Here is a 20,392-nt window from a genome sequence, read left to right as displayed (position 1 = left end):
CGCGGGGCACAACTACCAGGGGTGCAAGATAATCGTTAGCTATGGCCACCGTTAGGGACTTGATGGCGTTTATGGACGCCTTGCGGGACCCAGAGTCCCTCAAGGCGTCCTTCACGGCCACTGGCACCATGCCCTGGCGGCAGGCGGGTCGAGAGTCCGTGAAGGCCTCCTTCCCTACGCTCAAGGTAGGGAAGGAGTCCTTCACGGCATCGGCCTGACGGTCCTGACGTGAAGGGCGCCGTCTCCGCGTGCCACGCGGCGAAAGCTCCCTTCGCGGCATGAGCCCCAGATCCTCGAACCCCGCCCCGCGCCATGAAGGGGCCTTTCATTGCAAATTTTGCAATGAAAGGCCCCTTCATGGCAGCCGTCAGGGCCCTCAGCGCCGCGAGTCGACGGCCTCCGCCAGGGTGTCCAGCAGTTCGGCCGTCGTCTCCCACCCGAGGCACGCGTCCGTGATCGACTGCCCGTACGTCAGCGACGCCGCCTCGCCGAGCGTCAGGTCCTGCCGCCCCTCCATCAGGAAGCTCTCCAGCATCAGCCCCGCGATGCCCCGCTCACCGGCTCCGATCCGCTCGGCGAGTTCGCGGACGACCGAAGCCTGCCGCACGTGGTCCTTCGCGCTGTTGCCGTGGCTCGCGTCGATGATCACGCGTTCCGGCAGCCCCGACTTCGCCAGCCGCGCCAGCGTGTCGGCCACCGTCGCCGGGTCGTAGTTCGGGCCGGCGGAGCTGCCGCGCAGGATGACGTGGCAGTCCTCGTTGCCCGCGGTGGTGATGAGCGCGGCGAGCCCGTCGGGGTTGATGCCGGCGAAGACGTGGCTCGCGCCGGCCGCGCGGGTGGCGTCGACGGCGACCTGGACGTCGCCCTCGGTCGAGTTCTTGATCCCGACCGGCATCGACAGCGCGCTGCACAGCTGCCGGTGCACCTGGCTCGCCGCGGTCCGCGCGCCGATGGAACCCCAGGTCACGGTGTCGGAGATGAACTGCGGGGTGATCGGGTCGAGGAATTCGCAGCCCACCGGCAGGCCGAGCGCGGAGATGTCGAGCAGCAGTTTGCGCGCCATCCGGAGGCCGTGGTTGACCTCGTAGGTGCCGTCGAGACCGGGGTCGTTGATCAGGCCCTTCCAGCCGAGCGTGGTCCGCGGCTTCTCGAAGTAGACGCGCATGACGATGTGCAGGTCGCGGCGGTGTTCTTCGGCCTTGGCGGCGAGGCGGCGGGCGTAGTCGAGCGCGGCGTCCGCGTCGTGCACCGAGCAGGGCCCGACGACGACGAGGAGCCGGTCGTCCCGGCCGTCGAGGATGTCGACGGCCGAGGCCCGCCCGGCTAGGACGGTATCGGCGATTTCCGCCGTCATCGGATGTTCGTGCCGCAGCATCGCGGGCGACAGCAGCGGGTTGATGGCCGACGTGCGGTGCCCGTCGAGGGCGATCAGGGTGTCAGCGGAGGGAGACATCGCGGGTCTGGTTCCTTTCGAAAGGGATACCGACCCGCGGGAACTCGCCGAGCCGGTGTGATTCCGGCTCGGGGGTGGAGGTCAGCGCAGGTTCACGCCGCCGTGCCCACCCGGGGCCGGCTTCGTAAACCAGAAATAGCGCTGCACGGGGCCAAGCTAGCACATCCGTCACGCGGACCGATTCCCGAGGTGGTCCGCCCTGCACCGATCCAGAGAACTCCCGCTACGCTGGCGGCGGGACATGTGACTGTCATCTCTACGGAACACAAGACGGAGGCTTCTCATGCGTGTCGGTGTGCTGACCGGCGGTGGCGACTGCCCGGGGCTCAACGCGGTCATCCGCGCTGTGGTGCGCAAGGGCATCGAGGTGCACGGCTGGGACATCGTCGGGTTCCGCAACGGCTGGAACGGTCCCCTCACCGGGGACAGCCGTCCGCTCGGCCTGAACGACGTCGAGGACATCCTGACCCGCGGCGGCACGATCCTGCGCTCGTCGCGGACCAACCCGTACAAGGTCGACGGCGGGGTGGACAAGATCAAGGCCGTGCTCGCCGACCAGCAGGTCGACGCGCTGATCGCGATCGGCGGCGAAGACACCCTCGGTGTCGCGAAGCGGCTCACGGACGACGGCATCGGCGTCGTCGGGGTGCCCAAGACGATCGACAACGACCTCGGCGCCACCGACTACACCTTCGGCTTCGACACGGCCGTCTCGATCGCGACCGAGGCCATCGACCGGCTGCACACCACGGCCGAGTCACACCACCGCGCCCTGGTCGTCGAGGTCATGGGGCGGCACGCGGGCTGGATCGCGCTGCACTCCGGCCTCGCCGGTGGCGCGAGCGTGATCCTGGTGCCGGAGCGGCACTTCAACGTCGACCAGGTCGTTTCGTGGGTCGAGCGCCGCTTCGAGAAGGAGTACGCGCCGATCATCGTGGTCGCCGAGGGCGCGCTGCCCGAGGGCGGCGAGGAGAAGCTGCTGACCGGGGAGAAGGACGCCTTCGGGCACGTCCGGCTCGGCGGCATCGGCACCTGGCTGGCCGACGAGATCGCCGCCCGCACCGGCAAGGAGTCCCGCGCGGTCGTGCTCGGCCACGTCCAGCGCGGTGGCACCCCGACGGCGTACGACCGCGTGCTCGCCACCCGGTTCGGGCTCAACGCCGTCGACGCCGTGGCCGACGGCGACTTCGGCGTGATGGTGGCGCTGCGCGGCACGGACATCGTCCGCGTCAAGCTCTCCGAGGCGACCGCGGAACTGAAGACCGTCCCGGTCGAGCGGTACGAAGAGGCTGAGGTCTTCTTCGGCTGAGCCCAGATTCAGGAGAAGGCCCCTTACTTTGTGCTGACCTCGGGTAAGGGGCCTTCGCTTTTCTTGCGACCCCGCCATCGCGGCGAGTTGAATCGGCCACCCGGGGGATCTGGGTGGAAGGGCGGCGGTTCTCATGGGATCCAGCAGGCGCGAGTTCCTGAGGTGGCTGGCCGCGGGCGGGACGGGGGCGGTGCTCGCCGGGCTGCTGCCCGGCACGGCCACCGCGGAAACGGGCGAGATCGTCGTCATCGCCCACGTCACGCTGATCGACGGCACGGGTTCGGCTCCGCGACGTGACGTCTCGGTCGTGCTCGTCGGCGACCGGATCGCCTGGGTCGGTTCCGGCCCGGTCCCGGAAACCGCGGGCGCGCGGGTGATCGACGGCCGCGGCAAGTACCTCGTCCCCGGACTCTGGGACATGCACACCCACGGCGCGGACCTCGAGGACATCGTCCCGCCGCTGCACCTGGTCAACGGTGTCACGGGCGTCCGCGAGATGTGGGGGTACGCGGAGAACCGCGCCACGAAGGACAAGATCGACCGCGGTGAGCTACTCGGCCCGCGCGTCGTGCTGGCGAGCGGGATCGTCGACGGGCCGGTCACCCTCCTGGCCCCGCCGGTGCTCCAGGTCTCGACGGAGGCCGAAGCGCGGGCCGTCGTCCGCGCCGAGAAGGCCGCTGGCGCGGAGCTCGTCAAGACCTACTCCTACCTCGGGCCCGACGCCGTGCGCGCGGTCGCGGACGAGGCCCGCGCCCAGGGCCTGCGGTTCTCCGGGCACTGGCCGTACAAGCTGTCCCACCTCGAGGTCAGCGACCTCGGCCAGCACAGCCTCGAACATTTCTTCGGGGTGTCCATCCACTGCTCGTCCCGGCGCGACGAGATCCTCGCCAGGTTGAGGACGACGCCCTACGACCCCGAGGCGCCGCGCGATTTCTTCAATCTGGCCCGGCGGCTGGAGTTCGAGTCGGTCACCACGTACGACCGCGGGGTGGCGCGGGCCTACTTCGAGAGGCTGCGGTGCAACGGCACGTGGCACTCGCCGACGCTGACGATCAACCGGGTCGTCACGCAGCCCGCCGAAACCCATCAGCGTGACCCGCGGCTGAAATACGTACCCGCCGACGTGCGCGAGAGCTGGGCCAAGGGCATCGAACGCTTCGCGCCGAAGACGCCGGCGGACATCGCGCTCCAGGAGCGGTACTACCAGGAGACGCTGCGGCTGGTCGGCGTCGCGCACGAAGCGGGCGTCGGGCTCATCGGCGGCACCGACTGCCTCAATCCGTACACCTTCCCCGGGAGCGGGCTGCACGAGGAGCTCGCCTTCCTGGTCGAGGCCGGGCTGTCGCCTTTGCGGGCGTTGAAGACCGTCACCGGGGACGCGGCGAAATTCCTCGGCAGGGAAAGGACGTCGGGCACGGTCGCGGCGGGGAAGGAAGCGGACCTCGTGCTGCTGGACGCGGACCCGGCCGTCGACATCCGCAACGTCGCGAAGATCGACACGGTGATCACCCGCGGCCGCGTCCTCGACAAGGCGGAGCGACGGCGGATGCTCGACGCGGTCGAGGCCGCCGCGAACCGGCCCGAGCCGGCCACGAGTGCCCGGCTCTACTCCCTCGCCCGCCGCGGTTGCTGCTGACCTCCCGCATTTCGTCCTCTGAATGCGGTAGTTGGTGTCGCGAACTACCGCATTCAGAGGACGAAACGCGGGGAGTCAGATGCGCGCGAGGGTGTCCAAAAGGGACACGGCGCGCGAGATGTCGTCGGTGAGCGGCCGATCTTCGACGCTCGGGTCGAGCACGGAAGCGGCGGCCTCGTAGGCATCGCGCGCGGGCAGGGCGACGAGCTCGGCTTTGCGCATCCGCAGCGCCCGGACGGCCGCGACCAGTTCGCACGCCAGTACCTGCTGGTACGCCGCCCCTGCCGCGGTCGCCGCCCGCGCGGCCTGGGTGGAGAAGCTGGCGTGGTCCTCGATACCGCGTGAGACGACGGCCGTGCCCAGCGTCGCCGGGAGCGCGGCCTGCCGCAGCTCGGTGAGCGCGTCGTGCGCGACGTACTCCAGGATCATCACGCCCGAACTACCCGACGGCCCGGCCGCCAGGAACGGCCGCAGCCCGGTGAACTCCGGTTCCACCAGGTCGCCGAGGCGGGCCACCGACAGTTCGGCGACCTGGTGGACGGTCGCGCGCACCTGGTCGAGCGCGGTCGAGACGTACGCGGTGTGGAAATGCGCGTGGTGGTAGGCGTCCTGGTGCACCGTGGAGATCATCGGGTTCTCGGTGCTGGCGTTGATCTCCACCGCGAGGATGTCGCGCAGGTAGTGGATCGCGTCCAGCGCGGGCCCCTGCACCTGCGGGAACGCGCGGAGCCCGAACGGGTCCTGGATGCGCCTGCCGGGTTTGGGCGTGCCTTCCATCCCGAGGAGCCGCCGCATCTCCGCCGCGCACGCGACCTGCCCGGCGTGCGGACGCGCCTCGTGCACGGGGGTCGCGTACGCCTCCGGGTTGCCGTCGAGCGCGATGTAGGTCAAAGCCGCGACGACGTGACTCGCCCTCGTCAGCGTGTCGAGCCGCATCGCCGCGAGGGTCGCCTCGGCCAGCGTCGCGGCGTTGCTGCTCATGAACGCGAGCGCGTCACCGGCCTGGACCGGCACCGGGGGCACACCGCCTGCCAGCCACGGGCGTTCGCCGGTGAGGGCGAGCGCGGTCTCCGCGAGCGGCGCGAGGTCGCCGGTGCCGATCGCGCCGAGCCGGTGCACGAGCGGCAGCGCCCCGGTCCGCACCGCCTCGGCCAGTGCCCCGATCAGGTCGGGGCTGAGCCCGGATCGCCCGGCCAGCAGCTGGTTGAGCCGGATGAGCATCATCCCCCTGGTCTGGCCGGGGGACATGACGTCACCGCTGCCGCCCGCGTGACTGCGCAGCAGCCGCAGCCCGTGATCCGGCGACTCGCCTTCGCCGACCGTGTCCTCCTTGTTGGCGCCGACGCCGGTGGTGCGGCCGTAGACGATCCGGCGTGTGCTCAGCTCTTCGGCGAGCTTCCACGCGCTTTCGGCGCCGCGCAGCGCGGCGATCGAGACGTCAATGCCCAGCGGGCCCTCGGTGCTCGCGGCGGTCACGACGTCCGCGCAGCGCAGGGTCCGGCCGTCCACCCGGATCACGGCGGCCTCCTTTCACGACCGCCCCACTATGCCGCCTCAGTCCGATGGCGGCTGCCACGGCGGGCGGTTGCCCCAGTCCCACTTCGGCATCGGCTCGGGCACGGTGACCTCGCGGCCGGGCTGGGAGAACATCACCGCGAGTCTGCTGCCCCATTCGACATACGCGGCGAAGGCGGAGCGGAACTCGGGATCGGCAGGGAGCCCGGCCTCGTCGGCGGCGTCGAAGAGCAGGTTCACCCAGCGACGGCGCTGCTCTTCGGTGATGGCGCGCCCCAGATGCCGTCCGACCATGTGCCGGTGCCCGCCGTGTTCGCCGCTGTAGGTCTCGGGGCCGCCGAACACCTCGGCCAGCCAGATCGCCACGTGCTCGGGGTGGCCGGGATCCATGTGGCGGAAGACCGGCTCCAGCAACGGGTCCTTCAGCACGTGACCGTAGAAGACGGTGGTCAGCCGTCGCAGGGCGTCCAGCCCGCCCGCCCATGCGTACAACGTCGGCGTCTCGGTCACGTAAGGTCCTCCCAGCGGCGATGATCTCCCGGTCGGGCAAGGCAACCATCCTCGACCGCTCCGGACAACCGCTTACTTTTCGGTGCGTGCCGGTGCTTATCAAGGGGGCGGCGATGAAGCGGTATCACTGCGCGGTCGAACTCGCGGTCGACGTCATCGGCGGCAAATGGAAGCCGGTGATCCTGGCGCATCTGAAGGAAGGCGTGCACCGGTACGGCGAGCTCCGGCGGCGGATGCCGGACGTCAGCGAGAAGATGCTGACCCAGCATCTGCGCGAACTCGAAGCGGACGGCCTCGTGCTCCGGGAGAGCCGCGAGGGCCGGGTGCCGCACGTCGAGTACCGGCTCAGCGAGGAAGGGGAGCGGTTACGCCCCGCACTCCAGGCGCTCTACGACTGGGGGACGCGGCGCGCGGCGGACCGCGGCATCGCGTTCGAGCCGTTATCTATTCACTGACTGTCGTCGTCGAGGTGCCGTTCGAGCGCGTCGATGCGTCCCTCCCAGAACCGGCGGTACGGCGCGAGCCAGGCGTCGACCTCCGCGAGCGGTTCCGGCCGGAGCCGGTAGCACCGGCGCTGGGCGGCGACGCGGACGGTGACCAGACCCGCCTCGCGTAGGACACGCAGATGCTTCGATACGGCCGGTTGGCTCAGTTCGAGGACCTCGACCAGCTCGTTGACCGACTTTTCGCCGCCGCGCAAGAGGTCGAGGATGGTCCTCCGCCGCGGCTCGGCGAGGATCTCGAAGGTCTGCATCATCCGGGAAATGTGCCCCGTGCGGCATATTTCCGTCAAGGAATGTTCGAAAATGTCCATCCGAAAGTCTTGGTCTGAACCATTGACGGAGTGGTCTAGTCCACTTAACTTGTGCGTGTCCCGCCGCAGTCCTCTCGTCACCGCCGGTGACCGTGAAGGGAGAACGCATGTCCCGTTCGTTCAGGCTCACCGCGATCGTGGGTGCCGCGGCCGTCGCGCTGGGCGCGCTGGCCGTCGCCGCTCCGGCGCAGCAGGCGGCCGCCGCACCGGAAGCCGCGAAAGCCTCCGAGGCCTCGGTCGGCAAGGTACTCGGGTACTTCGCCGAATGGGGCGTCTACCAGCGGAACTATCATGTGAAGAACATCGACACGTCGGGCTCGGCGAGCAAGCTGACGCATATCAACTACTCGTTCGGCAACGTGACGAACGGCGGCTGCGCGCTCGGTGACGCCGAAGCGGCGACCAGCAAGTTCTACGACGCGGCCGGCAGTGTGGACGGTGTCGCCGACAGCTGGGACAACGGCGCGCTGCGCGGGAACTTCAACCAGCTGAAGAAGCTCAAGGCCAAGTACCCGAACCTCAAGGTGCTGTGGTCGTTCGGCGGCTGGACCTGGTCCGGCGGGTTCGGCGAGGCCGCCAAGGACCCCGCCAAGTTCGCGGAGTCCTGCTACAACCTCGTCAACGACCCGCGCTGGGCCGGCGTCTTCGACGGCATCGACATCGACTGGGAGTATCCGAACGCCTGCGGTCTCTCCTGTGACACCAGCGGTGCGGCGGCCATCAAGAACCTCGCGCAGGCCCTGCGGGAGAAGTTCGGCTCGAAGCTGGTCACGGCCGCGATCACCGCGGACGGCACCGACGGCGGCAAGATCGACGCCGCGGACTACGGCGGCGCGGCGCAGTACTTCGACTGGTACAACGTCATGACCTACGACTACTTCGGCGCGTGGGCGGCGCAGGGCCCGACGGCCCCGCATTCGCCGCTGAACGACTACGCGGGCATCCCGACCGCCGGTTTCCACTCCGACGCGGCGATCCAGAAGCTCAAGAGCAAGGGTGTCCCGGCGAACAAGCTGCTGCTGGGCATCGGTTTCTACGGTCGCGGCTGGACCGGTGTCACCCAGGACGCACCCGGTGGCACAGCGACCGGCGCGGCGCAGGGCACTTACGAAGCGGGCATCGAGGACTACAAGGTCCTGAAGAACACCTGCCCGTCCACCGGCACCGTCGCGGGGACCGCGTACGCGAAGTGCGGCAACAACTGGTGGAGCTACGACACCCCGTCGACCATCGGCGGCAAGGTCACCTACGCCAAGGACCAGGGTCTCGGCGGCGCCTTCTTCTGGGAGCTGTCCGGTGACACCACCGACGGCGAGCTGATCACGGCTCTCGCCAAGTAAGCCTGTCTCCGACAGAAGCGCGTGAAGGTCCCCTTCGCGCGCTTCTGTCGGTGCCGGGGATTACGGTCACCGCATGGGTTTCGAGGGTTTCGGCGAGTACGCCATCGACTTCTACGACGGTCTCGAGGCGGACAACTCCAAGTCCTATTGGGACGCGAACCTCGCCACCTACAAGGCCGACGTCCGCGCGCCGATGGAGGCGCTGCTCGCCGAGCTCGTCCCGGAGTTCGGCGACGGCTTCGGCGAGGGCAAGGTCTTCCGCCCGTATCGCGACGTCCGGTTCGCCAAGGACAAGACGCCGTACAAGACCCACTGCGGCGCGGTGATCGAGCAGGGCCGCGGCGGCGGCGCGTACTACGTCGAGGTCGGCCCGGCCGGGCTGCGCGTCGGCGGTGGCTGTTTCCACTTCGAGTCCGATCAGCTCGCCCGCTTCCGCAAGGCCGTCGACACGGAACTCCGGGGCGCCGAGCTCGCCAAGATCCTCGCGAAGCTGGAGAAGGCGGGCTGGGAGGTCAAGGGGGACAGGCTCAAGTCGAAGCCGCGCGGCTTCGCCGAGGACCATCCCCGCATCGACCTGCTGAAGTACCGCTCGGTGTACGCCGTCCGCGGCTGGGAGCCGGACGACGTCCTGCACGAACGCGGCGCGCTCGACCGGGTGCGGAAGGCGTGGCGGCAGGTCCGCGCGTTCAACGAATGGGCGCGTGACCGGGTCGGGCCGAGCGAGAAGCCGCGACGATAACCGCCGAACCAGGTTCGACGGTTTCCCTCGCCCAGGTCAACTGACACTTTTCTTGAACTTTCGGTATCGGTACAGACGTATCCAAGCTGAGGGACTACGCTGTACGAACGTGAGCCGACGCGCGAAGATCGTTTGTACCCTGGGCCCCGCGACCGCTACGCCGGAGAAGATGCGGCAACTCGTCGACGCCGGCATGGACGTCGCGAGGATGAACTTCAGCCACGGGACGCACAGCGACCACAAGCAGGTCTACGACCTCATCCGCACCGCCGCCGCCGAATCGGGCCGCGCGGTGGGCATCCTCGCCGACCTCCAGGGGCCGAAGATCCGTCTCGGCACCTTCGCGGGCGGTCCGGTCGAGTGGCACAACGGCGACATCGTGCGCATCACCGTCGAGGACGTCGCGGGCACGCACGACCGCGTCTCGACCACCTACAAGGGGCTCGCCGACGACGCGAAGCCCGGCGACCGTCTCCTCGTGGACGACGGCAAGGTCGGCCTCGTGGTCAAGCAGGTCGAGGGCCCGGACGTCGTCTGCGAGGTCACCGAAGGCGGCCCGGTCAGCAACAACAAGGGCGTCTCCCTGCCGGGCATGGACGTCTCCGTGCCGGCACTGTCCGAAAAGGACATCGAAGATCTCGAGTTCGCGCTGGAACTCGGCGTGGACTTCATCGCGCTGTCGTTCGTCCGCTCGCCCGCCGACATCGACCTGGTCCACCAGGTGATGGACCGCGTCGGCAAGGGCCGCCTCCCGGTGGTCGCGAAGATCGAGAAGCCCGAAGCGGTCTACAACCTCGAAGCCATCGTGCTGGCCTTCGACGCGGTGATGATCGCCCGCGGTGATCTTGGCGTCGAACTGCCGCTGGAGCAGGTCCCGCTGGTGCAGAAGCGCACCATCCAGATCGCCCGCGAGAACGCGAAGCCGGTCATCGTCGCGACGCAGATGCTCGAGTCGATGATCAACAGCTCCCGGCCGACCCGCGCCGAGGCCTCGGACGTCGCCAATGCGGTGCTCGACGGCGCGGACGCGCTCATGCTTTCGGGCGAGACCAGCGTCGGCCGCTACGCCATCGACGTGGTCAAGACCATGGGCCGGATCATCGAAGCCGTCGAGACCGACTCGCCGGTCGTCCCGCCGCTGTCGCACGTCCCGCGCACCAAGCGCGGCGTCATCTCCTACGCGGCCCGTGACATCGGCGAGCGGCTGAACGCCAAGGCACTGGTCGCCTTCACCCAGTCCGGTGACACCGTCCGGCGGCTCGCGCGGCTGCACACGCGGCTGCCGCTGCTGGCGTTCACGCCGGAGGAGAGCGTCCGCAGCCAGCTCGCGATGACCTGGGGCACCACGACGCGGATCGTGCCGAAGGTGGGTTCCACCGACCAGATGATCCAGCAGGTCGACCACGCGATGCTCGAAATGGGCAAGTACGCCAAGGGTGATCTGGTGGTCATCGTGGCCGGCTCCCCGCCCGGGACCGTCGGCTCGACGAACCTCATCCGGGTGCACCGCCTCGGCGAGGACGACCACGCCTGACGTTTGCCGACTGTGCCGTGAAGGCCTCCTTCCCTACCGTCAGAGTAGGGAAGGAGGCCTTCACGGGCTTCAGGGTGGGCTGATGGGGACTTTCCCCGCATCTCGCGAGGCGAAGGGAGCTTTCGTCGCGTGCCATGCGGCGAAGGGCCCCTTCAGCCCGTCAGTAGGCGTGCCCCGAGCGTCCCCGCCGTCCCGAAGGTGGCCTTCGCGACAAACGTCCCGCCTCACCCGGGCCCAGGGCACCCTTACGGCCTAAAGTTCACGGCATGACTGAGATGGCCAGGGAAGCCGCGGCCGGTTTCGACAACGCCGGCGGGGTGGGCGGACAGCCCGTGCTCGACCGGCTGGTCGCGCTGCTGGACTTGGAGAAGATCGAAGAGAACATCTTCCGTGGCGTCTCGCCCGCGCATTCGCCGGTGCGCGTGTTCGGCGGACAGGTCGCGGGGCAGGCGCTCGTCGCCGCCGGCCGCACGGTCCCCGAGGAGCGGAAGGTCCACTCGCTGCACGCGTACTTCATCCGCGGCGGCGACCCGAGCGTCCCGATCGTCTACGAGGTCGACCGCATCCGCGACGGCCGCTCGTTCACCACCCGCCGTGTCGTGGGCATCCAGCACGGCAAGGCGATCTTCTCGCTGTCCGCCTCGTTCCAGAAGGACGAGGGCGGCATCGAGCATTCCGAGGCCATGCCGGACGTCCCCGCCCCCGAATCGCTTCCGACGCTGCAGGAACGGGCCGAGGGGTACTTCATGGGCCACCTCGACCGGCCGCGTCCGATCGACCTGCGGTACGTCAACGATCCGCCGTGGGTGACCAGGAAGTCGGGGGACCGGCCCGCCAGGAACCAGGTCTGGATGCGGGCCGACGGCAAGCTCCCGGACGAGCAGCTGCTGCACGTCTGTGTCCTCACCTATGCCTCCGACATGACGCTTCTGGACTCGGTCCTCGCGCGCCACGGCGTCTACTGGGATCTCGACAAGGTGCTCGGCGCGAGCCTCGACCACGCGCTCTGGTTCCACCGTCCGTTCCGGGCCGACGAGTGGTTCCTCTACGACAGCGCGTCGCCGACCGCGTCGGGTGCCAGGGGGCTGGCGACCGGCCGGTTCTTCGCCGCGGACGGAACGCATATCGCCACCGTTGTGCAGGAAGGTCTTCTTCGGGTGGTGTGAACGGTGACGTTCCGCATCGGAGAAGCCGCCTTGTCCACTCTTTAGAGGGAATGGCGAACGCATTAACATCTGGAGCCAGAGTATTACCGGATAAAAGGGAGGGCCGGAACCGATCGGGGGACGGCTCCGGCCCTGCACCGGGGGTGAATCCGGCTTCGACGGGTATCCTTCCGGAAGCCCATCGGTGCAGCTCGCGGCCCCGCGCCCGTGCCGCGAGCGGATCCGCTGCCGCCGGTGAAGGCGGGCGTACCGCGTTGCACAATGCTCAACCTACAACGGCAATCTGCAAATTGCAGGATGAAAATCGACGCCTGGGTGAAAATGGTCGTGTGACCATCTCACCGAATGTGTCCCGGGCTGGTTAGATGTGCTTCGTGCGGGGTTAACGAACGCAGTTCTCCTCGCCGTGTCGCGATCGTTGGTGCTCGGACAGCTTGTGGAGGTGCCGTGATGACGAGGGGTCAGGGACCCACCGTGCGCCGCCGGCGGCTGGCGAGCGAGCTGAGGCGGTTGCGTGAGGCGGCCGACCTCACCATCGACGAGGTGAGCGAGAAGCTCGAATGCTCGGCGTCGAAGGTCAGCCGCATCGAGACGGGGCACGTCGGCGTCACCCCGCGCGACGCCCGCGACATGCTCGAGCTGTACGGCATCGCCGGCGACGAGCAGGAAGCACTCGTCCAGCTGGCCAGGGAAGCCCGGAAACGCGGTTGGTGGCACGCCTACAACGAGGTGTTCACCGGAACCTTCGTCGGGCTGGAGGCGGACGCGAGTTCGCTGCGGGCGTTCCAGGCGCTGCTGGTGCCGGGGCTGCTGCAGACCGAGCGGTACGCCAAGGCCGTGATCAGGGCGATGCGGCCCGACGCCGAGGACGCCGAGATCCGGCGCCGGGTGGCGGCGAGGATGGCGCGGCAGGAGCTGCTGACCGATCCTTCGCCCCCGGAGTACTGGGCCGTCATCGACGAAGCGGTCCTGCACCGCGTGGTCGACGGGCCCGAGGTGATGGCGGAACAGCTGTACCGGATGGTCACGATGGCGGCGCAGCCGAACGTCACCGTCCAGATCGTGCCGTTCGGCGCGGGTGCCCATCCCGGGATGGAGGGTCCGTTCCTCATCATGGGCTTCCCCGAACTGGCCGACACCGACGTGGTCTACGTCGACAGCACCTCCAGCGGGCTCTACCTGGAGGAACCCCCGGACGTCCGGCGATACGCGTTGATGTTCGACCATCTGCGTGCCGCCGCGTTGAAGCCGGACGACTCGGTCGAGGTGATCGCCGAGGCCGCCGGAAGGTTCGCCGAACAGGCGGCCCTCCCGGAGACGTCCCTTGAAACAAAGTAAGGAGTGGGGAGCATGACGCCCGACGATGACCTTTCCCAGGCCCGATGGTTCAAGAGCAGCCACAGCGGTGGCGGCAACGACTGCGTAGAGGTCGCCTTCACCGGTTCCGGTGCCGCCCTCAGGGACTCCAAAGACCCTGAGGGAGGTGCTTTCCGCCTCTCGCCGCAGGCTTGGCGCGGGCTGCTCGGCGCGGTGCGCGCGAGTGGCCCGGATCACGGCTAGAGCCCGTCGAACTCGACCCCTTACGCCCCCCGAGCAGGGGATGGGCCGGCGTAAGGGGTCGAATCACGTCCGGGTGTAGGTGATCACCCGATGCCTCAGGGCACCCCTCAGGACGAATCTCATCACTACCAACAAGGCAGTGAAGTTCCTAAGGGGAAAAAGTGATGAACACGAACGACGCCCTTCTCACCGGCGTACTGGCCGAGGTCGAGTACCGGCGCGAAGAACTCCAGCGAGCCGGCCGCAGCATGTGGGTCGAGCGGGCCCGCCGGGTGAGCAAGCGGATCCGCGCGCACCGCGCGGAAGTTCAGGTGCCCGCCCAGGAGCGCCGCGAGGCCCGGCAGATGCCCGCCCGCAGCGGCGAGATCACCCGGTAGAGGTCGAGTGCGATGAAGCTCTCGGCGAAAACACAGGCGAAGTTGTCGGTCCGGTAGGCAAGAATGCACCTCGTGCCCCGTCTTGGCTCCGGAATCCCGATCGTCGCCCGCACTCAGGAGATGCGGCAGCTCCGCGCCGCCTTCGCCCGTGCAGAACGGGCCGAGGCCGGCGCGGTGCTGCTCTCCGGTGACGCCGGCGTCGGCAAGACCCGCCTGCTGACCGCGCTCGGCGAGTACGCCGCGGGCGCGGGCGCCCTGGTGCTCACCGGGCGCTGTATCGACGTCCATGAGGGCGGTCTTCCTTATCTTCCATTCGCCGAGGCGCTGGCGCCTCTGGCGACGACGTCCGATCCCGCGGTCACCGCCGCGGTCCGGGCCCGGCCGGCGCTGGGCAGGCTGCTCCCGCAGATGCAGCAGGCGGAGGACTACCCCGCCATCGAAGACGGTCAGCTCACCGCGAGCGAACGGGTGTCGACGCAACGGCTCGGTCCCGAACAGGACCTCGGCCAGCTCCAGCTGTTCGACGCGGTACTGGGGGTGCTGACCGTCATCGCTCAGCGTCGGCCCGTGGTGATCCTCCTGGAGGATCTGCACTGGGCCGACGGCTCCACCCGGAACCTGTTGTCCTTCCTGTTGACGAGGCTGCGCACCCAGCGGCTGCTGGTGGTGGCGAGCTATCGCGAAGAGGACGTCCACCGGCGGCATCCGCTTCGCGCGCTGCTGTCCGAGGTGGTGCGTCTCGGCGCGGTCGAACGTGTCGAGGTCAAGCCGTTCGGCGCCGAGGACGCGCGCGCCTTCGTCGAGGCGCTGGCCGACGAGCCGATCGGCCAGGACATGATCGCCGACATCGTCGCCCGGTCCGAGGGCAATCCGTTCTTCGTCGAGGAGCTGCTCGCGTCCGCGAAGGACTGCCGCGAACTCCCCGCCGGGCTGGCCGAAGTGCTGCTCGCCCGGGTGGAACAGCTCTCCCAGATCACGCGCCGGGTGCTGCGCGTGGTCTCGGTCGCCAAGGACGCGGTGGCGCACGCCGCGCTCGCCGAGATCTCCGGGCTGGACGAGCTCGAACTCGACGAGGCGCTGCGGGAGGCCGTGCAGCATCACGTACTGGTGATCGAGAACGGTTTCTACACCTTCCGCCACGCGTTGCTGCAGGAAGCGGTGTACGGCGACCTGCTGCCGGGGGAGCGGGTGCGCATGCACGCGGCGTACGCGTCCCGCATCCGGAACCGGACGCAGGGCCGTGGCCAGGACGCGCGGCTCGCGCACCACAGCCTGGAGAGCAAGGACTTCGTCACCGCGCTGGCCGCGTTGCTGCGCGCGATGGACGAGGCGGAGAAGCTGGGCGCGCCCGGTTCCGCGCTGCGGCACGTCGAGCAGGCACTGTCCATTTGGGACGCCGTACCCGCGCCGGACCGGCCGTCGGACGTCGACGAGCTCCGTCTCCTGCACGAGGCGTCGTATTTCGCGAGCACGTCGGGGGAGCCGGAGCGCGCGGTCGCCTATTCGCGGTCCGCCACCGAGGCCCTCGGCCCGGACACCGGCAACGAGCGGTCCGCCAAGGTCTGGCGGCGGCACGCGGAGGCGCTGCTTTCGGTCGACGGCACGCTGGACGAGGTCCTCGAAGCGATCGACAAGGCCTGGGAGCTGGTCGAACACACCGAGGCGAGTTCCGCGCGGGCCTGGGTGCTCGCCACCCGCGCCGGGATCCTGCGCCTGATCGACAGGCACGACGAAGCGTTGCAGTGCGCGCTGGCCGCGGTCGCCGACGCCAGGGCCGTCGGCGCGGGCGGGGCGGAGGCGGCGGCGCTGGTCTCGCTCGGGACGCTGGCCGATTCGGCGGGCGACGTCGAGCAGGCGCGGGAGCGGCTGCGCGAGGCCGAGCGGAAGGCCAGGGATTCCGGCGCGCTCAACGGTGAACTGCGGGCGCTGCACTTCCTCGGGCTGAGCTACGACGACCGGGCCGAGATCCGTTCCGCGCTGAAGTACTACGCCAAGGGCATCCAGCGGGCCAAGGAGACGGGGCTGACCTGGAGCTCGTTCGGCATCGAGCTGCGGACCAAGCACCTCACGCTGCGCTACGTCAGCGGGGACTGGCCGGAAGACGACGACGCCGGCCGCGCGGGCCGTGGCGTGTCGAGCGTCGTCGCCGGGCGCTTCCTGGGGATCTGGGCGCAGTTCGTCGTCGGCCGGGGCCGGTTCGGCGACGCGGACAAGATCCTGCCCAGCCTGCGTCGGCATTGGAGCGCGGACTACTCGATCGCGCTCGCGTCGGGTGACGCCGCGATCCAGCTCGCGTCGTGGCGAAGGGACTACGCGGGGGCGGCGCGCCAGGCGCACGAGCTGATCGACTGGCTCGAAGAGGTCGAGCCCGCGGTGCTCGGCGGGATCCGGATCAGCGTGCACGGTCTCGCGGCCGCCGTCGCGCAGGCCGCCGAAGCGCGGGTACGCGGCGATCAGGCGACGGTGGAGGCCGCGGTGGAATCGGGCGAGAAGATGCTCGCCCACGGACGCCGGTGCGCCGAACACGGCATCCCGCGTTCGGTGTCGCTGGGTCCGGAGGCGCTGGCGTGGCTCGCCCGGCTGGAGGCGCTCGGCAGCTGCCTGCACGGCGCGGGGGATCCGGCGTTGTGGGCGAAGGCGGTCGAGGCGTTCGGGTACGGCGCGGTGTACGAGCAGGCCATGTGCCGTCTGCAGCACGCGAAATCCCTGCTGGCGTCGGACGGCGACACCGCGCTCGCCGCGTCGGAGCTGCTGGCCGCGCACGCGGTGGCGGATCGGCTGGGCGCGTGCCCGTTGCGCGAAGCCGTCCGGGAGCTGAGCCACCGAGCGCGCGTCGAGCTTCCCGGAGAGGCCGTGGCCCCGCGTCGGGACGTCGTCGACCCGCTGACCGATCGCGAGCGCGACGTGCTGGAGCGGGTCGCGCTCGGCCGGACCAACCGGCAGGTCGGCGAAGAGCTGTACATCAGCGAGAAGACGGTGAGCGTCCACCTCTCGCGCGTGATGGCGAAGCTCGGCGCGAGCCGCCGGGCCGAGGCTGTCGCGATCGCCTACGACCGAGGCCTGCTGGCCGCCCCCACCTCTCCCTAGCCGCGTTTCGTCCTCTGAATGCGGTCCTTGCACACGCAACTACCGCATCCAGAGGACGAAATGCATGGGTCAGCGGCGCGGGAGGCGGCGGAGGGCTTTCAGGCTCGTGCTCAGTGCCCGCACCCACAGCTTCGGCGGGATCCCCCGGCCCGGGCGCAGCGGCATCCCGCGCTGCACCGCGATCGCCTGGGCCTCGGTGTACTTGAGCAGCCCTTCGGCACCGTTGCGCCGCCCGACACCGGACTCCTTCATCCCGCCCATCGGCAGCCCGACGGTCCCGAAGGTCGCCGCGAAGCCTTCGTTGACGTTGACGGTCCCGGCCTTCAACCGCGCCGCGACCTCCCAGCCCGCCCGGCCGTTGCGCGACCACACACTCGCGTTCAGCCCGAACTTCGTGTCGTTGGCGCGTTCGATCGCGTCGGTGACGTCGGTGTAGCCGTAGATCGACACGACCGGTCCGAAGGTCTCTTCGGCGAACAGCTTGACGTCCTCGGTGACGTCGGTGAGCACGGTCGGCTCGTAGAACAGCGGGCCGAGGTCAGGCCGGGCCTTGCCGCCGGTGAGCACCTTCGCGCCCTTGGACCGGGCGTCCTCGACATGCGCCGACACCGTCGCGAGCTGGGCCTCGGAGGTCAGGGATCCCATCTGCGCCTGGTAATCCAGGGCACCGCCGAGCCGCAGTGCGGCGGTCTTGGCGACGAAGGCGCGGGTGAACTCCTCGCGGATCGACTCGTGGACGTAGATGCGCTCGACCGAGACGCACAGCTGCCCCGCGGAGGAGAAGCACGCGGTCACCGCACCCGTGGCGGTCTTGGCGATGTCCGCGTCGGGCAGCACGATCATCGGGTTCTTGCCGCCGAGCTCCAGCGAGTAGCTCGTCAGCCGCTCCGCCACCTTCGCGGCGAGACCCTTACCCGTGGGCGTGGACCCCGTGAAGCACAGGTAGTCCGATTCCTCGACCAGGGCGTCGCCGATCTGCGAGCCCCTGCCGAGCACGATCTGCCAGACCCCGGCGGGCAGCCCGGCCTCCTCGGCGACCTCCTGCAGCCACAGCGCCGAAAGCGCGGTCTGGTTGTCCGGCTTCTGCACGACGGCGTTGCCCGCCGCGAGCGCGGGCAGGACGTCCATCGCGGTCAGCGCGAGCGGGTAGTTCCACGGCGAGATGATCCCGACGACGCCCTTGGGGTGCCGGATCTCGCCGACCTTCGTCAGCACCGGGATCAGCCCGGCGGCGCGGCGCGGCGAAAGGAACTTCGCGCTGTGCTTGCCGTAGTAGGCGGCCACCAGGGCGGTGGCGCTGACCTCGTCGAAGGCGTCCATCCGGGCTTTGCCCGCCTCGATCTGCACGAGGTCGAGCGCCTCTTCCTGGCGCTTCAGGACCAGGTCGTGGAGGCGGATCAGGATGCGCTGGCGGTCTTCGACCGGCCGCTCGGCCCACGCGCGCTGAGCCTCCCGCGCCTGGTCGAAGACGGCGCGGACGTCGGCGTCGGTGGCCTGGGGGAGGGTCGCGATCGGCTGCCCGGTGAACGGCGCGCGCATCTGGACCGGCGCCGAATCCGCGCCACCCACGACCCGCCGTACGAGCCGTTCCGCCCTCGTCATGGCGGGGGCGCCGGGAACGCCGCCGATGGTGGACGGTCCTTCGGTGTGCTGGCCCGCACTCGCCGGTGTCGTGCTCGTCATGCCGTCTCCGTTCCATGCCGCGCGGAGCCGGGAGGCGCCACGCAGAGCCCAGGTGTTACCGACGAGTACAGCATACTGCCGGTATGGAGACCATGCCCCGATTACATGAATAGATTTCACATATTGTCGGGTCGTGGCGGATTGTCCGGGGACGGGCGCAGGATGTCCTGCTGCTGCAACGCGGACCCCGAGGGCGGGGTCGGAGGAGACGGCGGCTCGTAGGGCTGAGGCTGCTGTTGTGGCGGATAGTGCTGCTGAGGGACGCCGGGCGCGTAAGGGGCGTAGGCGGCCGGATAAGGGGTTTGCCGGGGCGGCGCCGGCTCACGCCGGTTGGCCATGACCGCCAGCCCGATCGTGAGCAACGCCACGAGCCCGCCCGCGAGCAGGATCCAAAAACCGCTGCCGGTCCCATAACGCGAGACGAAGCGGCCGGTGTCCTGTCCGAAGCTCAGGCTCGCCGAGATGTCCATGCCGAGCATCCAGACGCCGATCGCGGTCCCCGACCCACCGGCGACCAGCAGCGTCCTCGACGTCGTCGCGGCGATGGAGGCCGGATTCCGCCGGTACGCGGCGAAACCCACCGCCGCCCCGGCGAACAGGGTCAGCGCGGCGGCGGACAGCGGGATGCCGTAGCGGGCGACATGCGTCTTGTCGTAGAACTCCTTCTCCTCCGTCGAAGGTTCGATGTCGAAGGTCCGCGTCCAGCCGGTTTCGGCGAATTTCGACACCGCCTTGCCTTCGGAAACCTGTTCGTACGTCGACTGCGGGAGAAAAGTCGCGAGAAGTACGAGCAGGCCGGCGAAAACCCCCATCATCGCGGCGAAAAGCCGGGGAAGCCGCGCGTCGGACGGTGGGCGCGGCGCGGCGACGGGCGGGATTGCGCTGAACGGGCCAGTCGGTTGGTACGGCTGCTGCTGCGGCGCGCTCATGGTCGGCTCCTCCGCCGGTTCTGTTGTCCAGTAAGGAATTCCACCACGGATCGGCCGACGAGATAAGTGCCACCTGTGCCCTGGTCAAGGGCAATCGCGCGTGCTAAGCGGAATCGTTCTCGTACAACATCACCGCGACGCGCTTCCACTCGTCGAGCAACTGCCGCCGCCGCTGGGGATCACCGCCGAGTTCGGCGTCCAGCGCCAGTCCGCGGGTGAGGTTCACGGTCAGCCAGAAGAGGATCTCCGCGCGTTCCTTCGGGAGGTCGCCGGCGACCGCGGTGACGTGCTCCAGCGTCGAGCGGCCCAACGCGCGGTCGACCGGGCGGATCGCTTCGCGGAGTTCGGGGTCGGTGCGCGCCGCGACCCACAGTTCCGTGGCGGCCGTGGACAGCGTCCCCGAGTAGCCCTCCCACAGCAGGTCGATCGCCGCCGCGACGCCGGAGGCGCCGCCGGGGAGCGCCGAAATCGACGTCGCGAGACGTCCTCGCAGCTTTTCCGTCAGATGCTCGACGGCCGCCGCCATGAGTTCGGCCTTCGCGGAGAAGTGATGCTGCACGGCGCCCTTCGAGACGCCGGCGCGGGCACAGATCTCCTGCACCGAGGTACGCGCGTAGCCGAGGTCGACGAGGCAGTCGATGGTCGCGTCGAGCAGGGCGGTGCGGGTCTGCTCCCGGCGCTCGGCCTGGGTGCGGTGGGTCTTGCCGAGCACACTCACCGGATCCGGCCCCCTTTACGTG

The 20,392-nt window shown here is 69.5% G+C and carries 18 protein-coding genes; 11 read left to right on the top strand and 7 right to left on the bottom strand.

The genetic code is table 11. The features are described 5' to 3' along the window. Window positions 1-376: 376 nt before the first annotated feature. Window positions 377-1,453: a 3-deoxy-7-phosphoheptulonate synthase gene (locus ACIRGA_RS08185; RefSeq protein ID WP_400938011.1), complete on the bottom strand. Its 1,077-nt coding sequence runs from the start codon at window positions 1,451-1,453 to the stop codon at window positions 377-379. 283 nt (window positions 1,454-1,736) lie between these two features. Here ACIRGA_RS08185 and ACIRGA_RS08180 point away from each other — a divergent pair, with 283 nt between their 5' ends. Together ACIRGA_RS08180 and ACIRGA_RS08175 are read left to right on the top strand one after the other, a co-directional pair. Then, window positions 1,737-2,762, top strand: a complete 1,026-nt coding sequence (locus tag ACIRGA_RS08180; RefSeq protein ID WP_400938009.1) for a 6-phosphofructokinase — start codon at window positions 1,737-1,739, stop codon at window positions 2,760-2,762. Between the two features lie 133 nt (window positions 2,763-2,895). Further along, entirely contained in the window at window positions 2,896-4,398 is a 1,503-nt protein-coding gene (locus tag ACIRGA_RS08175) for an amidohydrolase family protein (RefSeq protein ID WP_400938007.1), read from the top strand. A 75-nt stretch (window positions 4,399-4,473) separates the two neighbouring features. Here ACIRGA_RS08175 and ACIRGA_RS08170 read toward each other — a convergent pair whose 3' ends face one another. Together ACIRGA_RS08170 and ACIRGA_RS08165 are read right to left on the bottom strand one after the other, a co-directional pair. Next, a complete protein-coding gene (locus ACIRGA_RS08170; protein WP_400938003.1) occupies window positions 4,474-5,916 on the bottom strand; it encodes an aromatic amino acid ammonia-lyase in 1,443 nt (480 codons plus the stop codon). Window positions 5,917-5,952: 36 nt separating this feature from the next. Next, on the bottom strand, window positions 5,953-6,423 hold the full coding sequence (locus ACIRGA_RS08165; protein ID WP_400938001.1) for a group II truncated hemoglobin: 471 nt from the start codon (window positions 6,421-6,423) through the stop codon (window positions 5,953-5,955). A gap of 113 nt (window positions 6,424-6,536) precedes the next feature. Here ACIRGA_RS08165 and ACIRGA_RS08160 point away from each other — a divergent pair, with 113 nt between their 5' ends. Beyond that, a complete protein-coding gene (locus tag ACIRGA_RS08160; protein WP_400938215.1) occupies window positions 6,537-6,878 on the top strand; it encodes a winged helix-turn-helix transcriptional regulator in 342 nt (113 codons plus the stop codon). Here ACIRGA_RS08160 and ACIRGA_RS08155 read toward each other — a convergent pair. Then, a complete protein-coding gene (locus ACIRGA_RS08155) occupies window positions 6,872-7,180 on the bottom strand; it encodes a metalloregulator ArsR/SmtB family transcription factor (RefSeq protein WP_016332802.1) in 309 nt (102 codons plus the stop codon). The genes ACIRGA_RS08160 and ACIRGA_RS08155 overlap by 7 nt on opposite strands. Window positions 7,181-7,344: 164 nt before the next feature. Between ACIRGA_RS08155 and ACIRGA_RS08150 the strand changes: the two genes are divergently transcribed. The 8 genes from ACIRGA_RS08150 to ACIRGA_RS08115 all read left to right on the top strand — a co-directional run bounded on the left by ACIRGA_RS08150 (window position 7,345) and on the right by ACIRGA_RS08115 (window position 17,040). After that, window positions 7,345-8,577, top strand: coding sequence for a glycoside hydrolase family 18 protein (locus ACIRGA_RS08150; protein WP_400937998.1), 1,233 nt, complete (start codon window positions 7,345-7,347; stop codon window positions 8,575-8,577). A 73-nt stretch (window positions 8,578-8,650) separates the two neighbouring features. After that, entirely contained in the window at window positions 8,651-9,316 is a 666-nt protein-coding gene (locus tag ACIRGA_RS08145; RefSeq protein ID WP_005166098.1) for a DUF2461 domain-containing protein, read from the top strand. 109 nt (window positions 9,317-9,425) lie between these two features. Beyond that, complete coding sequence (gene pyk, locus ACIRGA_RS08140) at window positions 9,426-10,850, top strand: pyruvate kinase (RefSeq protein WP_007033718.1); 1,425 nt, start codon at window positions 9,426-9,428, stop codon at window positions 10,848-10,850. A 266-nt stretch (window positions 10,851-11,116) separates the two neighbouring features. Next, complete coding sequence (gene tesB / locus ACIRGA_RS08135; RefSeq protein WP_395881156.1) at window positions 11,117-12,016, top strand: acyl-CoA thioesterase II; 900 nt, start codon at window positions 11,117-11,119, stop codon at window positions 12,014-12,016. A gap of 450 nt (window positions 12,017-12,466) precedes the next feature. Beyond that, window positions 12,467-13,354 carry a helix-turn-helix domain-containing protein gene (locus ACIRGA_RS08130; protein WP_400937995.1) on the top strand — a complete coding sequence of 296 codons (888 nt, stop codon included), beginning with the start codon at window positions 12,467-12,469 and terminating at the stop codon, window positions 13,352-13,354. Between the two features lie 12 nt (window positions 13,355-13,366). Continuing rightward, window positions 13,367-13,576, top strand: a complete 210-nt coding sequence (locus ACIRGA_RS08125) for a DUF397 domain-containing protein (RefSeq protein ID WP_400937994.1) — start codon at window positions 13,367-13,369, stop codon at window positions 13,574-13,576. 164 nt (window positions 13,577-13,740) lie between these two features. Next, a complete protein-coding gene (locus ACIRGA_RS08120) occupies window positions 13,741-13,953 on the top strand; it encodes a hypothetical protein (protein ID WP_400937993.1) in 213 nt (70 codons plus the stop codon). Between the two features lie 63 nt (window positions 13,954-14,016). After that, window positions 14,017-17,040 carry a helix-turn-helix transcriptional regulator gene (locus tag ACIRGA_RS08115; protein WP_400937992.1) on the top strand — a complete coding sequence of 1,008 codons (3,024 nt, stop codon included), beginning with the start codon at window positions 14,017-14,019 and terminating at the stop codon, window positions 17,038-17,040. Window positions 17,041-17,109: 69 nt separating this feature from the next. Here the strand turns inward: ACIRGA_RS08115 and ACIRGA_RS08110 are convergent, their stop codons facing one another. The 3 genes from ACIRGA_RS08110 to ACIRGA_RS08100 form a co-directional block, all read right to left on the bottom strand. After that, window positions 17,110-18,723, bottom strand: a complete 1,614-nt coding sequence (locus ACIRGA_RS08110; RefSeq protein WP_400937989.1) for a succinic semialdehyde dehydrogenase — start codon at window positions 18,721-18,723, stop codon at window positions 17,110-17,112. Between the two features lie 116 nt (window positions 18,724-18,839). Then, window positions 18,840-19,652: a hypothetical protein gene (locus ACIRGA_RS08105; protein ID WP_400937986.1), complete on the bottom strand. Its 813-nt coding sequence runs from the start codon at window positions 19,650-19,652 to the stop codon at window positions 18,840-18,842. A gap of 103 nt (window positions 19,653-19,755) precedes the next feature. Further along, on the bottom strand, window positions 19,756-20,370 hold the full coding sequence (locus tag ACIRGA_RS08100; RefSeq protein ID WP_400937984.1) for a TetR/AcrR family transcriptional regulator: 615 nt from the start codon (window positions 20,368-20,370) through the stop codon (window positions 19,756-19,758). Between the last annotated feature and the right edge of the window lie 22 nt (window positions 20,371-20,392).

This window comes from Amycolatopsis sp. NPDC102389 (assembly GCF_044765885.1).
Classification (GTDB): Bacteria; Actinomycetota; Actinomycetes; order Mycobacteriales; family Pseudonocardiaceae; genus Amycolatopsis.
The sequence above is the reverse complement of the archived record's forward strand: the minus strand, read 5'-3'. Positions and strand labels throughout refer to the sequence as shown.

Bases quoted from the DNA above. Each gene is read 5' to 3' on its own strand.
- ACIRGA_RS08185 (WP_400938011.1), bottom strand. From the start codon at position 1,453: ATGTCTCCCTCCGCTGACACCCTGATCGCCCTCGACGGGCACCGCACG.
- ACIRGA_RS08180 (WP_400938009.1), top strand. From the start codon at position 1,737: ATGCGTGTCGGTGTGCTGACCGGCGGTGGCGACTGCCCGGGGCTCAAC.
- ACIRGA_RS08175 (WP_400938007.1), top strand. From the start codon at position 2,896: ATGGGATCCAGCAGGCGCGAGTTCCTGAGGTGGCTGGCCGCGGGCGGG.
- ACIRGA_RS08160 (WP_400938215.1), top strand. From the start codon at position 6,537: ATGAAGCGGTATCACTGCGCGGTCGAACTCGCGGTCGACGTCATCGGC.
- ACIRGA_RS08155 (WP_016332802.1), bottom strand. From the start codon at position 7,180: ATGATGCAGACCTTCGAGATCCTCGCCGAGCCGCGGCGGAGGACCATC.
- ACIRGA_RS08150 (WP_400937998.1), top strand. From the start codon at position 7,345: ATGTCCCGTTCGTTCAGGCTCACCGCGATCGTGGGTGCCGCGGCCGTC.
- ACIRGA_RS08145 (WP_005166098.1), top strand. From the start codon at position 8,651: ATGGGTTTCGAGGGTTTCGGCGAGTACGCCATCGACTTCTACGACGGT.
- tesB (WP_395881156.1), top strand. From the start codon at position 11,117: ATGACTGAGATGGCCAGGGAAGCCGCGGCCGGTTTCGACAACGCCGGC.
- ACIRGA_RS08130 (WP_400937995.1), top strand. From the start codon at position 12,467: ATGACGAGGGGTCAGGGACCCACCGTGCGCCGCCGGCGGCTGGCGAGC.
- ACIRGA_RS08125 (WP_400937994.1), top strand. From the start codon at position 13,367: ATGACGCCCGACGATGACCTTTCCCAGGCCCGATGGTTCAAGAGCAGC.
- ACIRGA_RS08120 (WP_400937993.1), top strand. From the start codon at position 13,741: ATGAACACGAACGACGCCCTTCTCACCGGCGTACTGGCCGAGGTCGAG.
- ACIRGA_RS08115 (WP_400937992.1), top strand. From the start codon at position 14,017: ATGCACCTCGTGCCCCGTCTTGGCTCCGGAATCCCGATCGTCGCCCGC.
- ACIRGA_RS08110 (WP_400937989.1), bottom strand. From the start codon at position 18,723: ATGACGAGCACGACACCGGCGAGTGCGGGCCAGCACACCGAAGGACCG.
- ACIRGA_RS08105 (WP_400937986.1), bottom strand. From the start codon at position 19,652: ATGAGCGCGCCGCAGCAGCAGCCGTACCAACCGACTGGCCCGTTCAGC.